Origin of the sequence: Limosilactobacillus mucosae DSM 13345 (genome assembly GCF_001436025.1) — a bacterium.
Taxonomy (GTDB): Bacteria; Bacillota; Bacilli; order Lactobacillales; family Lactobacillaceae; genus Limosilactobacillus; species Limosilactobacillus mucosae.
In genome coordinates this window covers 141,776-157,341 of sequence record NZ_AZEQ01000001.1, presented here as the reverse complement: position 1 = coordinate 157,341, position 15,566 = coordinate 141,776, and the positions used below count along the sequence as shown (strand labels likewise).

General features: G+C 46.8%; 13 protein-coding genes and 1 pseudogene. 3 read left to right on the top strand and 11 right to left on the bottom strand.

The features are described from left to right. Positions 1 to 137 precede the first annotated feature (137 nt). From FC47_RS00755 to cdaA, 5 genes are all read right to left on the bottom strand, one after another. Positions 138 to 449 (bottom strand): hypothetical protein, encoded by a 312-nt coding sequence (locus tag FC47_RS00755; RefSeq protein ID WP_006500368.1) that lies wholly within the window; start codon positions 447 to 449, stop codon positions 138 to 140. A gap of 228 nt (positions 450 to 677) precedes the next feature. Next, positions 678 to 2,498, bottom strand: a complete 1,821-nt coding sequence (gene glmS / locus FC47_RS00750; protein ID WP_048345442.1) for a glutamine--fructose-6-phosphate transaminase (isomerizing) — start codon at positions 2,496 to 2,498, stop codon at positions 678 to 680. A gap of 205 nt (positions 2,499 to 2,703) precedes the next feature. After that, complete coding sequence (glmM, locus tag FC47_RS00745) at positions 2,704 to 4,059, bottom strand: phosphoglucosamine mutase (protein ID WP_033934351.1); 1,356 nt, start codon at positions 4,057 to 4,059, stop codon at positions 2,704 to 2,706. A gap of 57 nt (positions 4,060 to 4,116) precedes the next feature. Further along, positions 4,117 to 5,013 carry a CdaR family protein gene (locus FC47_RS00740; protein WP_006500373.1) on the bottom strand — a complete coding sequence of 299 codons (897 nt, stop codon included), beginning with the start codon at positions 5,011 to 5,013 and terminating at the stop codon, positions 4,117 to 4,119. Continuing rightward, positions 5,003 to 5,857, bottom strand: a complete 855-nt coding sequence (gene cdaA / locus FC47_RS00735; RefSeq protein ID WP_033934349.1) for a diadenylate cyclase CdaA — start codon at positions 5,855 to 5,857, stop codon at positions 5,003 to 5,005. Before cdaA ends, FC47_RS00740 begins: the two co-directional genes overlap by 11 nt. A gap of 130 nt (positions 5,858 to 5,987) precedes the next feature. Between cdaA and FC47_RS00730 the strand changes: the two genes are divergently transcribed. Next, a complete protein-coding gene (locus FC47_RS00730) occupies positions 5,988 to 6,644 on the top strand; it encodes a DUF1361 domain-containing protein (RefSeq protein ID WP_039945954.1) in 657 nt (218 codons plus the stop codon). Positions 6,645 to 6,739: 95 nt separating this feature from the next. Here the strand turns inward: FC47_RS00730 and murB are convergent, their stop codons facing one another. Beyond that, positions 6,740 to 7,642 carry a UDP-N-acetylmuramate dehydrogenase gene (murB, locus tag FC47_RS00725; RefSeq protein ID WP_006500376.1) on the bottom strand — a complete coding sequence of 301 codons (903 nt, stop codon included), beginning with the start codon at positions 7,640 to 7,642 and terminating at the stop codon, positions 6,740 to 6,742. A gap of 125 nt (positions 7,643 to 7,767) precedes the next feature. Between murB and FC47_RS00720 the strand changes: the two genes are divergently transcribed. Beyond that, positions 7,768 to 8,526, top strand: coding sequence for an exodeoxyribonuclease III (locus tag FC47_RS00720; protein ID WP_056967533.1), 759 nt, complete (start codon positions 7,768 to 7,770; stop codon positions 8,524 to 8,526). A gap of 12 nt (positions 8,527 to 8,538) precedes the next feature. After that, complete coding sequence (locus tag FC47_RS00715; RefSeq protein WP_056967532.1) at positions 8,539 to 9,072, top strand: 3'-5' exonuclease; 534 nt, start codon at positions 8,539 to 8,541, stop codon at positions 9,070 to 9,072. A gap of 93 nt (positions 9,073 to 9,165) precedes the next feature. On the opposite strand, the gene FC47_RS00710 is transcribed toward FC47_RS00715, so the two are convergent. The 5 genes and pseudogenes from FC47_RS00710 to tsaE all read right to left on the bottom strand — a co-directional run bounded on the left by FC47_RS00710 (position 9,166) and on the right by tsaE (position 15,468). After that, positions 9,166 to 11,199: a beta-galactosidase gene (locus FC47_RS00710; protein WP_056967531.1), complete on the bottom strand. Its 2,034-nt coding sequence runs from the start codon at positions 11,197 to 11,199 to the stop codon at positions 9,166 to 9,168. 18 nt (positions 11,200 to 11,217) lie between these two features. Next, on the bottom strand, positions 11,218 to 13,107 hold the full coding sequence (locus tag FC47_RS00705; protein ID WP_393959900.1) for a sugar MFS transporter: 1,890 nt from the start codon (positions 13,105 to 13,107) through the stop codon (positions 11,218 to 11,220). A gap of 264 nt (positions 13,108 to 13,371) precedes the next feature. Beyond that, positions 13,372 to 14,379 (bottom strand): annotated as a pseudogene (locus FC47_RS00700) (LacI family DNA-binding transcriptional regulator); the annotation flags it as partial. Between the two features lie 110 nt (positions 14,380 to 14,489). Further along, entirely contained in the window at positions 14,490 to 15,008 is a 519-nt protein-coding gene (locus FC47_RS00695) for a GNAT family N-acetyltransferase (protein ID WP_006500382.1), read from the bottom strand. Further along, the gene (gene tsaE / locus FC47_RS00690) at positions 15,001 to 15,468 is read right to left on the bottom strand and encodes a tRNA (adenosine(37)-N6)-threonylcarbamoyltransferase complex ATPase subunit type 1 TsaE (protein ID WP_033934345.1); all 468 of its coding nucleotides are present in this window, start codon (positions 15,466 to 15,468) and stop codon (positions 15,001 to 15,003) included. The genes FC47_RS00695 and tsaE overlap by 8 nt, the downstream gene beginning before the upstream one ends. Positions 15,469 to 15,566 lie beyond the last annotated feature (98 nt).

The following is a 15,566-nucleotide window of genomic DNA, read 5'->3' as shown; positions in this document are numbered from 1 at the left end:
CCCAAATAAAAAAATAACAACTTTTATTATAATCACAGTTGACCAATAAGTCCCATTAAAATGATTTTTTTATAAAACAACGGTCGTGACAGCCTTTTTCTGCCCCGACCGTTATTAGAAATATCAGAATTACTTAATCAGCCGACTCGGTTTTCACGCAGAATCGCCTTGACCAGCTGATCGGCTTCTGGGGTTCGTTTCCATTCCTCCCAGTGATCCATCGACTCATCTTGCATCTGATAGTGCGTGTTGATGAAATGCTCATAATTGATCACGTTTTGTGAATGTGGGATATTCAGCTTTAAAATACGAACTTCCTTAATATAGCCACGCTCAGCAGCCAGCTCGGCACGGCCGTTATGCACCATATTGCCGATTTCATAATATTTGGTGCCATCATTACGCGTAATTTCTTCTATTAGGGTAAAGACTTCATGCTGTTCTTCCATTAAATAAATCCCCTTTCGCATCTATTGTATCAGAAAACAAAAATCATCGCCGTGGACCGACGATGATTGGCATAAGAGAGAAAGAGAATTGATTAGAAGGTAAATACTTAATACCTTGTGACTATATATTACAAAATATTGTAAGCGCTGTCAATAGTTATTCAGATTTTTTCAGCTGTTAACATAAAATAAAAAGAAGAAACGGCCAACCGCTTCTTCTTTTTATAATTACTGTACCGTAACCGACTTAGCCAGGTTACGCGGCTTGTCAACGTCTAAGCCCTTGCCCAGACTCGTGTAGTAGGCAAGCAGCTGTGCAGGAACGACACTCAAAAGCGGCGTCAGCAGTTCGTCAACGTCTGGAATGATGATATTGTCGTCTTCATGTGCCAGATGACGTGAAACAATCGTTAAGACAGCAGCACCCCGTGACTGCGTTTCTTCCAGATTGCTGCGCGTAAGGCCCGCAGTCCGATCCTGAGTAATAATAGCAATTACCGGCGTTTGGTTTTCAATCAGCGCGATCGTACCATGCTTAAGCTCACCGGATGCAAAACCTTCCGCTTGAACATAGGAGATTTCCTTAAGCTTCAAGGCTGCCTCCAAAGAAACCGACCAGTCAATGCCCCGGCCAATGTAAAAGGCGTTGCGTGGCTTAGAGAGGTAGCGAGAGGCCAGTGCTTCAATGTCTTCTTTTGAGTCGGTAATTGACTGCATCCCGTTGGCAATCGTTCCCAGCTGGTGCTTTAAGTCGAAGTTTTGAGCAGCATCGCGACTCAGATATTCACCCAATGCCTTGGCTAAAATAGCTTCAACCGCGATCTGAGCCGTGTAGGCCTTAGTGGAGGCAACGGCAATCTCTGGGCCAGCGTACAGCAGCAGGGTAAAGGTAGCCTCACGAGAAAGCGTTGACTTATCAACATTAGTAATCGTCAGGCTTGGCCAGTTGTGCTCATTGACGTGTACCAGTACTTCGCGACTGTCTGCCGTTTCACCACTTTGCGACAGGAACAGGAAGAACGGCTTTTGACTAAGCAGCGGCTGCTCATAGGCAAATTCTGATGAGATATGAACCGTAGTTGGCACGCCACAAAGCTTCTCAAACATCCGGGCCCCAATCAGACCGGCATGATAGCTGGTCCCGGCACCAATGATGTAGATGTGATCGGATTCAGCCATTGCCTGCAAAAGCTTTTCGCTGATCTGCGGCTGGTCGTCACTGTCAAAGTATTCCTGAACGAGCTTGCGCATTACGGCAGGCTGCTCATCAATTTCCTTTAGCATATAGAATGGGTAGGTACCCTTGTCGGCAGCGCTTGGATCCATGTCAACCTTAAAGGAATCGCGCTTCTTTTCCGTGCCATCGAATTCTTCAATCGTTACATTGTCTGGCTTGACGATTACCAACTCATGGTCGTTGATTTCCATAAATTCGTTGGTTTCATCAATCATCGACATGGCATCAGAACCTACCATGTTATAGCCTTGGCACAAACCAACCAGCAATGGGCTCTTATTCTTAGCCACAAACAGCGTATCTGGCTGCTCGCGATCCATCAAGGCAAAGGCATATGAAGAATCAGGACTGATCAAGCGCAGAACCTTAAGCAGCGCGTCCTTGGTATCCATCTTGTAGTCAACTACGAACTTGTCAACCAACTGAACGATAACTTCCGTGTCGGTTTGACTCTTGAATTCAACACCCTTAAGATATTCTTCTTTCAGCTGCTGATAGTTTTCAATTACCCCGTTGTGAACCAGATAGAATCGTTCATCATTGGAGTAGTGCGGATGCGCGTTGGTTTCATTTGGAACACCGTGCGTCGCCCAGCGCGTGTGGCCAATCCCAGCCAACCCTTTAACTTCTGGCGTTAAGGCAGCTTCCAGGTTGCTGATGCGGCCGGAACGCTTAACCAGGTAGTCATGTCCTTTTTCGTCGTTGACGTAGATGCCGGCGGAGTCGTAACCGCGGTATTCCAGACGCTTCAACCCGTCGATCAAAATGGAAACGCTGCGATCGTTTCCTGTAACACCAACAATTCCACACATAATATTTCCCATCCTTCAATAAAATTGGTATAGATAACTTTAAAATCAAGCTATTATTTAATAACACTATTGTATATTAATAATTGCCGGCCCCAATGTCAATCGATTAACCTCGATTGGTATAGAGTCGGCAATTTTTTAATAGTTTTAAAGGCGTCACGGCAACGATTCAGCCCCTCGCTGCCAGCCTAAATATTATCTAAGATTATTTAACTTCAAGCTCGCGGCGGGCAACTTCCGCGATTTTTTCAACATAGGCATGGACCAGTTCTTTGGTTGGCGCTTCAGCCATGATTCGCAAAAGCGGTTCAGTACCAGAAGGACGAACCAAGACGCGCCCATCACCGTTCATTTCTTTTTCAACATCGGCAATGACGGCCTTCAAAGCTGGATTGTCCATTGCAGCTTGCTTGTCAGCCACGGTGATATTGACCAGCTCTTGTGGATAGGTCTTGACATCAGATGCCAGTTCCTTAAGGCTCTTGCCACTGGATTTAACGACCTGCAGCAGCTGCAGTGCCGTCAGCATCCCATCACCAGTCGTATTGTGGTCAAGGAAGATAATGTGGCCTGACTGCTCGCCACCCAGATTGTAGCCTGACTTCAGCATTTCTTCAACGACATAACGATCGCCAACCTTAGTCTGCACGCTCTTCATGCCATGAGCCTCCATTGCCTTGTACATTCCCAGGTTGCTCATCACCGTGGTAACGATCGTATCTTTTTTCAAGCGGCCATTTTCATTCAGATACTTGCCGCAGATGTACATGATCTTGTCGCCGTCAACCAGATTACCCTCGTTGTCAACGGCAATGCAGCGATCGCCATCACCATCAAATGCCAGACCTAGATCAGCATGGTTGGCAACTACGGCTTCCTGCAGACTTTCCGGATGCGTTGACCCACAGTCAAGGTTGGTGTTGAGACCATTAGGATTGGCATGAATTGGCGTAAAATCAACATTTAAGTCTGCCAACAGATTGGAGACAAAGCCGCTGGTAGCACCATTGGCAGCATCAACAACTACCTTTAGGCCAGACAGATCCGTTGAAATCGTCTGTTCCAAAAATGACGTGTATTTGAGCGCGCCTTCGTGGTAGTCCTCAACCGTTCCCAAACCAGCATCAGATGGACGTGGCAAAGTATCCGCTTCGGCATCCAACAGCTGTTCGATCTCATATTCCAGCTCATCGGAAAGCTTGAAGCCATCACTGCCAAAATACTTGATTCCATTATATTGGATTGGATTATGACTGGCCGTGATCATTACACCAGCATCGGCTCCCTGTGCTCTAACCAGGTAGGCAACGCCAGGCGTAGTGACGACGCCTAAGCGCAGTACCTCGATGCCGACCGAAAGCAGACCAGCAACTAAGGCATTTTCCAGCATCTGACCGGAAATTCGCGTATCACGGGAAACCAAGACTTGGGGCTGCTTGCGTTCTGAGTGCCGAGTCAAGACATAGCCCCCGGCACGGCCAACCTTAAAAGCCAGTTCTGGACTCAGGTCGCGATTGGCCACGCCACGAACGCCATCAGTTCCAAAATATTTTAACTTCATGTTTCTCCTCGTTTCTGGGCTAAAAAGCTCCGTTAAAATTCACTATGTTTGATTATACTACTTTGTATCATTTTCGCTTGCCGAAACCGACGAATTATTTGACTGACTGCCAGATGCCGAGCTGGCTGAACTGTGCTTGGCTGAAGAAGCGCTCGCAGACTCCGCTGAACTGTCAGAATTGGACTGCGTTATCGCCGAGCTGGTCGTCGCAGATGAACTGGAATTCTTGTCGCCGCTGTCAGTCTGACTGATTGGTACGGTTACGGAGACCGTATTTGGCATGATCACCACGTTCATTGTCTGACCGCTTTCATTGATTGCCTGCAGCGTTACCGTCCGATGCAGCGTACTTTGCGCGTTTTTAGGCACGTTGACATAAGCAATTACTTTGGCAACCTGTTGAACCTCACTTTTGGCCCCGGTAATCTGGACCTTTTCCAATGCGGCTTTAGGCGTTCCAACCTGATAGCTACCATTTAAGGTTTTAGAGCTTAAGCGCACTTCTACCGGCACCGTCGCGGTATTGCGCGATTGAATGTTGACCTTGATCTTGGCCGGCGTGATCGTATAACTCAATTCCTTATTCAATCCCGATGCCTTCAGACGCACCTCATGCTTGCCGGTTCCCAGCTTGGTCAGATCCGCATAGACCTTAAAATTTTGCGTATTAGCCGTGGTCGTTACCAAGGCAGAGGGTCCGGTAATCTTGATTTTGACATATTGCGGAAAGCCGGTGACAACGTATTTTTCCGAATTCGACTCAACCTCTAGCGGTATTTTGAGCGTCTGCGTCTTATTGGCCATCAGCGCAGTATTTTGACCGTTTTGTGATGACTGACGCGTATCGCTGCTTTTGCTGCCAGTAACGTATATAAACAATAGGATTGCCAATACCAAGGAAACGATTCGCAATACCCAGACATGGTCGAACAGGCCCATCTTGTCATTTTTCATGCTGATCGCCTCCCTGCTTACGAAAACGCCGCATTAAATTGGTAAGAAAATTCTCGGGACTTGGATGCTGAGGAGTTTCAGTATAAAGCTGCGCCCGCAAAAACTTCAGATAGTCTTTGCGTGACATGCCACGCATCAGCTCGTTGTTTTTGGTGATCGAGACTTCACCCGTTTCTTCTGAGACTACAATCGTCAGCGCGTCGGTAACCTCGCTGATCCCGACTGCCGCGCGGTGCCGCGTGCCAAGATCTTTAGGAATCAGCTTCGAGTCAGAAAGCGGCAGATAAGCAGCGGCGACAGCGATGCGATTATTTTTGATGATCACGGCTCCATCATGCAGCGGCGTATTTGGAATAAACGTATTGATCAAAAGGGCACCAGTAACTTCGGCATCTAATGGTATCCCCGTTTCAATGTATTCTTCCAGGCCGGTTTCCATCTCAATACAGATCAAGGCCCCAATCCGTCGTTTAGAAAGATATTGAATCGCCTGGTCCAATTGCCGAATCAAGTCCTCTTCTTCTTCGTTGGCTTTAGGCGTACGGGCAAACAGCGCGCCACGGCCTAAATGCTCCAGCCCCCGCCGAATCTCTGGCTGGAAGATCACAACAATGGCGATGACCCCCCAGTTGATGACCTGATCCATCACCCAAGAAACCGTGCTGAGTCCGATATACCAACTGATCAGCTTAACCAGGATGATAATCAGAATCCCTTTGAACAGCTGCACGGCCTTAGTCCCGCGAACCAGCATCAACAACTCATAGATCAAAAACCAGATGACTAAAATGTCAATTAGATTGACCAGATTATGCCAGTTGAGGAGTGATGCAAGAAACTGCAATATATATCTCTCCCTTCTGCCTTAAAATAAAATTCTTAAATATGATTATATCATTAAAAATGTTCGTTATTTAACCAGTCAAGCCGATTGTCTGTTATGCTAGGCATAAGTTTTTTAAAGAGGTGGTTTTTTGCCTAAACTGTCTTATCAATGGAAATTAAGACTTTATTTTTTGATTCTGCTGGCAACGCTGCAGCTACTTTTGAAGTCGCCATTTAATTTTATGGTCTTGAACGTTTTTCTAGCCTATCTGCCAATCGAATTTGGTTTTTGGGTCCAGCATTTTGCCGATCGACGCTCACTGGCTTTTTGGTCGCTGCTGTTTTTATGGCTGATTTTTTATCCCAATGCTCCCTACGTCATGACCGATCTCTTCCATCTTTCATGGCTGCATCCCCATACCAGTACTACTGGCATCCTGCGTGCTGATCCTAAGATGTGGCTGATTTTTGCGCTGATGGTTCTGTCGGCATTCAGCTGTGCAATTTTTGGCACGGTTGAGATGGCCCGCCTCAGTCGACTGTTAGAAAAGATGCTGACGCCTAAATTTTCCCATAGTCATTTAATCTGGGTTGGCTGCTTCTCTTTTCTAGCCGGTATTGGCATCTATATTGGCCGTTTTTTACGCCTGCACTCAATCTACCTTTTTATAACGCCATCTTGGTTCTTTAGACAGCTGTTAAGCATCTGGAGCTGGCCAATGCTTGAATTCGTCTTGATCATGACCATATTGCAGCTGCTGCTTTACTGGTGTCTGCACTTGATCAAACAAACCGATTTGATGTAATTGAGGATTCTCGTCGCTAACTGGGACGAGAATTTTTTATACCAAAATAAAAACCAGGATTATCAGTGACAATCCCAGTTAAATTCATGAAACTTTTATTCAGTTTCCCGGCCGATAATACGGACCTCAGTTTCCAAGCTGACGCCGAATTTTTCTTTAACGGTTGCTTGAACATGATGAATTACGTTTAGATAATCCGTTGCTGTACCATGGTCAACATTAACGATAAAACCGGCATGCTTGGTTGAAACCTGCGCGCCGCCTGAGGTATATCCCTGCAGACCGGCATCATGGATCAGCTTGCCGGCAAAGTAGCCTTCTGGACGCTTAAAGACTGAACCGCAAGATGGCAATTCCAACGGCTGCTTAGCGGCTCGCCGGGCGTTAAGATCATCCATCAATGCGGTAATCTCAGCTTGATCACCTGGCTTCAGATCAAACACGGCTTCCAGAACGATGCCGTGATTATCCTGAACCGCGCTGTGCCGATAGCCAAAATCAAGCTCTTCATTGTCATAATGCTTGATCGTTCCATCTGGCAGCATTGCAGTGACTTCACTGGCAACGTTTTTAGTTTCACCGCCATAGGCACCGGCATTCATAAAAATTGCGCCGCCAACGCTGCCGGGAATGCCAGCAGCAAACTCAAGGCCAGTAAGCGAATGATCGCGAGCTGCCTTGGTTGTTTCAATGTATGAGGCCCCAGCCTGAGCAATGACGCGGTTGCCTTCAACTTGAATCCCATTCATCTGAGTCAGGATCATGGTCAGACCTTCAATACCGCCATCACGCACGATCAGATTGCTGGCGTTGCCGATTACCGTCAGTGGCATGGCATTGGCATCAGCAAACTGAACCAGCTTTTGAACTTCCGCAACGTCTTTAGGGAATGCCAACCAGTCTGCTGGGCCACCAGTTTTAGTATTGGTATACTTTGAAAGTGGCTCGTCCTTTAAGATTTGAATATCAGGAAATTCTTGCATCAGATTATTTGCCATAAATTCGTTCTCTCGCTTTCTCAACAAAAATTCGTCAATCTTTTCTTATTGTAGCATTCTTTTGGAAATTGACGATCCGAACCTCTACAATAGTACCAGATAATTTATTTGCGAGGTTGACTGCAATGACCAAATTTATTTCTTGGAACGTCAATGGATTAAGGGCCGCAATCAAGCATGGCTTTTTACAGGTTTTCAATGAAATGGACGCGGATTTTTTCTGCATCCAAGAAACCAAACTAGCACCCGGCCAATTGGATCTTGATTTGCCCGGCTATCATCAATACTGGAACTATGCCGAAAAGAAAGGCTATTCGGGGACGGCCATCTTTGCCAAACAGCCACCGCTTAGCGTTCAGTATGACATCAATGTACCGGAGTTTGATCATGAAGGCCGTGTCATCACTTTAGAGTATCCTGATTTCTATCTGATCAATACCTATGTGCCCAACTCCGGTGCTGAACTGAAGCGCTTGGATTTTCGACATGGTTTTAATGAAGCTTTTTATGAATACGTTAATCAGCTTAGTCAGCAAAAAAGCATCGTTTGGTGTGGCGATCTCAACGTGGCCCATCAAGAAATCGACTTAAAAAATCCACAGAGCAATCATCATCATCCGGGATTTACCGACGAAGAGCGCTTTGACTTCTCTAAGCTGCTAAAAAGCGGGTTTACTGATACGTTTCGTTATTTTTATCCTGACCAAGAGCACAGCTATTCTTGGTGGAGCTATCGTTTCCACGCTCGTCAGCGCAATGCTGGCTGGCGGATTGATTATTTCGTTGCCTCAGCCGATCTTGACTCACAGCTGGTTGATGCCAAGATTCATGATCAGGTTCTTGGCAGTGATCACTGTCCCGTCGAATTAGACATTCAATTATAGGAGGAAATTAACATGAACTTTGTTGCGATGGACTTTGAAACTGCCAGTGGCAAACGCTGGTCGGCCTGCTCGCTTTCTTTGGTCGTCGTTCGTCAAAATCAAATCGTTGATGAGTTCTATACCTTGATCAATCCACAGACGCCTTTTTTCTGGCGCAACGTTCAGATCCATGGCATTCATGAAAAAGACGTTGCCAATGCCCCAGTCTTTCCTGAAGTCTGGGATCATATTCAGCCATTCTTTGATGCCAACAAGCTGGTGATTGCCCATAACGCCTCCTTTGACAACAGCGTCCTCAAAAATACGCTGACTCATTATGAATTACCGGTTCCCAATTTCTTATCATTGGACACGTTAAAGACCAGTCGCCAGTTCTGGCCGCAGCTGCCTAATCACAAGCTCAATACGATCTGCGATGCATTGAATATTCAGCTGCATCATCATCATAACGCGCTTGATGATGCTCAAGCCTGCGCCAATATCCTGCTGACGCAAAATCGCCAGTTCGGCCCGGAAATGATCAAGCCGTTTATCGTTAATGTCTAGTTATCGATTCAACAAAAAAGCACCGTCAAAACTGACGGTGCTTTTTTGGACCGGCTGACTGCCGATCAAGAGAGTTTTAATGTCTTAGAAAGCCTATTGATCCATGCCGCGTTTTAAAATCTCAACGTCCCACGGTTCCAGTTTGGCTTTCGGAGCGGCTCCGGTCAAGATATCCACGAAGCCGGCCTGCTGCAGATCTGTTGGCAGCAGGCGCGACTCATTGCGCAGATTAAGCACAAAGTAGAGTTCCTGCCCATTCTTAACACGCCGCGTGATTTCCAGATCGGTTGTTTGGCTGGTTAGGCCGGCAAGCCCAGTCTGATCAATGACGCGCTCAATTACTTTGCCAAGTCCCTGATCATCTAAACGCGTGCCAACGTACCACGCCAGCCCCTTGCCAAATATATTTTCAACTACAGCTGGCGTGCCGGCATAAAATTCACTGGCATAATGAGCCAATGCCCGAGTTTTTGATCCCGTCAGATGAATCTGATCACACAGCAGCCGCCCTTCATATTGCTGCGCTGACTGATCAAAAGCTACTTTGACGGTTTGTCCTGGTACCGTCGCATCAGTTTCTTCAACCCAGATGCCCAATACCCTGCTTAAAGGACCTGGATAGCCGCCCAGGTAGACATTGTCGGATTCATCAACCATCCCCGATGCATAGGTGGTCAGCAGATGCCCGCCATTTTGCACGTAATCACTGATCTTTTCGCCCAGTCCCTTTTTGACCATGTACAATACTGGCGCGACGATCAGATCATATTGTGAAAAGTCATCGTCAACGCCAATCACGTCAACTGGGATCTGGTGCTGATAAAACTGGCGGTAGTAGTCCAAGATCAGTGGCACGTACTGCAGATCCTGCGTAATCCCGGCCACGTACTCAAAGGCCCAGAAGTTGCTCCAGTCAAAAACAATGGCTGCCTTAGCTGGAGTCGCGGCATCTTTAAAATCAGCGCCATTTTTTTTCAAATCGTGTCCCAGGCGTGCTACTTCTTGAAATGCGCGCGTATCGGTCCGCTGCGAATGACTGATTACGGCACCATGAAATTTTTCGGATCCCCCTACGGCCTGCTTCAACTGAAAATACTGAACAGTGTCCGCGCCATGAGCCACCGCCTGCAGTTCCGTGGCCCGCATTTGATTAGGGCGCTTCAACGGACTGTATGGCTGCCAGTTGACCTGCGAAGGCGTTGATTCCATCAGCATGAACGGCTGGTGTTTCAATCCCCGCATTAAGTCATAGCGAAACGCGGCTACATAGGCTGGATCGTCATAGGCTGGGTAGCTGTCATAGGCAATGATATCTTGATCCTTGGCCCAGGCATGATAGTCAATCCACTTATTAGGCGTGCCATGGAAATTGGTCAGAATCGGTGTCTGCCTGTCATATTTTTCAATCGTCTGTTTTTCAAGATTGTATAACGAAAGCATTGCATCCGACTGAAAACGCAGATAGTCAACCGACAGCCCAGCCACGATCGTATGCGTGCCTTCTGCTCCCCAGGCATCACCCAGCTCGTTGGGAACTTGAATCTCATCCCAGTCATAGATCGTATGGCTCCAGACATTGTTGTCCCAAGCCTGATTTAGATTATCCAGCGTTTGATAGCGCTGCTTGAGCCATTCTTGAAAAGCCCGGCGACAGTTTTCACAATAGCAGTTGCCGCCATACTCATTATTAACATGCCAAGCAACGATATGCGAATTGCCAGCATAGCGCCGGGCCAATTGATCAACCAATCGACCTGCTAATCGGCGATAGTTGGGTGAACTCGGGCAGAAATTATGTCGTTGACCAAAGACGTGCCGCCGCCCTTGATAATCAACTCTGGCGACATCCGGATATTTTTTAAACATCCAGGCAGGCATCGCGGCCGTGGAAGTTGCCATAACAATCTTAAAGTCAGCTTGACTCAGCTTTGCAACGATATGATCCAGTTTTTCAAAATCATATTCGCCTTCACGCGGTTCTAAAAGGGCCCATGAAAAGACGTTGATCGTTGCCGAATTGATATCGGCCTGCTTAAAGACCTTGATATCGTCATCCCAATCTGTTTCTGGCCATTGATCTGGATTATAGTCGCCGCCATATAGAACGGTCGGCAGTCCCTGTTTCATACTTCTCCCTCCAAGCCTTTATTTTTTATATTCTGCTTTGGCAATTGGCTGACCATGCTCAACCTTGTCCCCAAGCCGTAGCTCTTGTAACTGAACTTTTTGCGGCTGTGTTAAAAAGTCTACAACGATATCATCATAACCATTTTGTAAAATCAGATCACGGTTAAATTCCATCAACAGGTCACCGGCATGCACGGTCTGTCCTTCTTGGAAATGAATATTAAAGCCGGCGCCACGCATATTGACCGTACCGATACCAACATGAACTACCAGGCCAATCCCGGCAGCTGATTCAATCTCAAAGACATGCTGCGTTGAGAAGGCAAACTTGATCGTGCCGTCAAATGGTGCATAGATGCGACCATCAGCTGGCTCAATCGCAAAGCCCTTGCCAGGGAATCCTTTTGTGCCGTCTTCATTGGTTACGGAAGCAAGATCAACGACTTTTCCATCGACTGGAGCCAAAAGCGTTAATGTCGTTTGAGCGGCAGAGACATCCTCAACCGCTTCCGCACCATTGCCGGCAGCCAATTCATTCTTTAATTCTTCAACGACTTGAGCATGCTTCTTTTCGCTCAGCGTAACCTTGCTTAAGAAAATGACGATTGACAGCAGCGCCAAAACCATTGGAATGTAAAAGGCCATGCCATCAAACGTACGAATGCTCTTGGCAGTCATGTCAGCTGCCGTAGCACTGCCGGTCATGCCACAGGCTAAGGCAATCCAGCCAACCAAACCATTTGAGATCGCGCCCGTCAGCTTATCGATCATCGGCCGCACTGCTAAAACAACGGCTTCGTTTCGCTGACCAGACTTAAGCTGACCATATTCAATCGCATCCGTCAGCGTCAAAACCGTTACCAGCTGAGCACAGTTGATGTTGAACAAAACCAACCCCAGATCCATTACATAGATGTTGCTGCGGCCAAAGATAAAAATCAAGTAGGCTGCTACCATACAGCATTGACCAATCGTAAACAGCCATTTCCGTGGTACGTATTTGTTGAAAATCGGGAACAGTGGGCTGACAAAGAAACCAACAATCGTCGCAATTACCCCAACGACCCAGAAATGACCGGGCTCGCCGATAACAAACTTGTACAGGTAGAACAAAACCCCATTGGTAACAACATAGGCACAAGAATACATCAAGTATGCCAGTGCTGGCCACATGATCTGGTCGTTATGGAAAATTGCTGAAAAGACGTCCTTGATCGATGTCTTTTGCTTGGCTGACTGCCGAATGATGTTGTCGTTTTCCTTAGTTCCCAAACAAACCGCCAAGGCACTCAGCAACGCCAGCAGCGTAACGATTGCCGCAAAAGCAAACCAGCCGGCTGGACCCTCAGTACGATGGCCGGTTGCCAGATAGGTAAACGTTGTAACGATTGGAACCACGATAATCGTCAAACCGTTCCAGCCAATCGTACCGGCAAAGGCTCCCAGTGAGGTATAGATGCTGCGTTCATGCGAGTCTTCACTCAACGCTGGTACCATGCCCCAATAGGAAACATCAGAAAAAGAATAGAAAATATCAAACGTAATGAAGATCACGACAAACAAAATCGCAAACAGGACCCAGTTGACCTTTGCCAAGCCAAAAATTCCAGTAAACAGGACTAAAAGCAGGGCACCGCTGACGATATTGCCCCATAAGATCCAAGGCTTAAACTTCCCCCAACGCGTGTGCGTATTGTCGACGATATTGCCCAGCAGCGGATCGATAACCAGCTCAATAATCCGTACCCCGACAATCAAGCCAGTAATCAGTCCGATTAAACGGTTGGCAACTGATTTGCTTAATCCAGCAAACATGCCGCTGGTAACAAAAATAATAAAATAATTGCTCATAACGCCATAAAAAGCGGAGTGGCCAACATTCCCAAAACAGAATGCTGAACGAGAAATCCACTGCTGCTTGCTTAAATGCTGCCGTGGCGCTGCAGTTTTGGTGGTAGTATCCACGATAATGCCTCCCTTAATTTACTCTCACTCAAATTCATCTCGTAATCGATCGTTTCGTTCTAAATGCATTTATCTGAAATCGCTTACAGCTAATATTGTACGCATTTAACGAGTAAAGTAAATAATTTATCATAAAAAATAAATCATTTACCATATTTAGTAAATGATTTATTCAATCCAGCCATTATCACAGATATATCTTTCATTCTATTTCAGTTTAAAACTTTCACGCATAATTAAATTGGTATCAACCAATGCATGAACGTGCGGTCGCTTCGGATTAGCGATTGCATCCCGCAGAATATTCAGCGCCATGCGGGAAATCACCTTTTGATTGATGTTATACGTTGAAAGCGGCGGCGATACGTATTCGGCAATATCGCTGTTGTTAATGCTGATGATGCTGGTATCGCGTGGTACGATCACTCCAGCATCGTTAAACGCCTGGAGTACCCCAACGCTTAAGGTATCCGAGGCAATCAAAAAGCCTTCCGGCAGCTGATCGCCGTATTGCTTGATGGCTGCTTCTCCCAGCTGACGACCGTTTAAAACGCTGAACGAGCCGCTAGAAAAAACATCCGCCTGCTTGAATTCCAGTTCCTCAGCCACGACTCTAAAGGCCGTTTCCCGTGAGTCTCTTTGTCTTGGCCGCTTCCCGATCTGCGGACCGATACCGCCAATAAAGGCAATCCGCTGGTAGCCAGCATCAGCAAACTGTTCCAGGGCATCTCGCACCGTCATCGACAGATTGGGCTGCACTGAATCAAACAGATGCGGCAATGGATCAGTGTCAACAAACACCCCCGCTGGCAGCAGCCGATGCAGCCGCTTAAAAACGTTCAGCTCAACGTTGTCGTCACCAACGCATAAAAAGCCTTGAAATTCTTCTGCCTGATCAATCAGCTCCTCGGCATATTGAAAGACCTTGACTTGCATGCCGGCATCTTCAATCGTTTTCAGCAGGGCATCCTTAAGACTGGCAAAATACGAGTCCTGCAGCTGTTCTTGGTTGTTCATTCGAAACAGCAGCGCGATCGTGGGTGCAACTGCTGGTTTCTTGCGGTCTTTCCAATACCCCAGCTGGTTGGCAACCTTTAAAATCTTGTTGCGCGTCGTTTGGGTAACCGAAAGCGTCTGATCGTTATTGAGCAGGCGCGAAACCGTGGCTGGCGAATAGCCAGAGCGCTGGGCAATCTCTTTGATGGTAACCATTTGCTCACCTCTTCTGCTTAGTTGCGTGGTTTAATTATACCTTATTTAGTAAATCTAAATAAATAATAAGTAAAAAAGCGCGAAACAGCAGGCTGCCGTTCCGCGTTGCTTGATTAGTCATGATCAGCTGCAGCGGGCTGAAACTCCATTAGAACTGCTGCGCGCTGCTGGCCTTGTTGATCAGTCACCTTAGCCTCACCGGTCTTGACAAAGCCATATTTTTGATAAAGCTTGATGGCCGGCACGTTATCATCAAAAACGTCCAATACCAGCTTTTGCAGGGTACTGTAGTTTGCAAACCAGTACGTAGCCTCATCAACTAAAAGACTGCCAATCCCGTTTCGCCAAAAGTCCTTTAAGACAGCCACGCCCAACTCGCCTACCTGTGGCCGATCAGCCAGTTCCATGATCGTAACGATACCAATGGGATGATTTCGATACTGAGCCAGTAAGATCAATGAATCAGTACTGTCGTTAATATCATAGAGACTGTACGCTTCTTGTTCGACCGTCAGCGTATCCAGATGCGGCACCAAGATGGCCGAGCTCTCTTGAGAAAGCTGTTTGAGCAGATTCAGGATTGCCTGTGCATCATCTGGCGTGGCCAGCTTGATTCCAACCGTTTCAGTCATGATCTGCCACCAATCGTTTTACCAATGATTCAAAGTGCCGTCCATGCGGTTCAAAACTCAGCTCACGGGTCTGTTCATCATCAGTCCGCTTAAAATTGATTGCCAAAAATTCGGTCGGCAATTCGTCTTCAATAAATTCTGCCCATTCAACCACACTGATGCCATCACCATCAAAATATTCTTCCAATCCTAAGTCTTCGGCCCCGCCATTCTCAAGTCGATAGATATCCATATGGTAAAGCGGCAGGCGTCCTGATTGATATTCACGAATAATCGTAAAAGTTGGGCTCTTGATCACGTCTGAAATACCCAGACCAGCTGCCAGTCCTTTGGTAAAAGTGGTCTTGCCAGCTCCCAGATCGCCATTTAATACGATTACGTCGCCAGCCTGCAAAAACGGGGCCATTTTCTTTCCTACCGCCATCGTTGCTTCTCGATTGTGTAAAGTTAGTTGAGTCATTATCATTATCCTTTGCTGGAATTGACCATTTTGATCAAATCAACGATCATGGTCTTCGATAGTTCCTATTTTATCGTATCCTGCCCGTAAATCAAAAA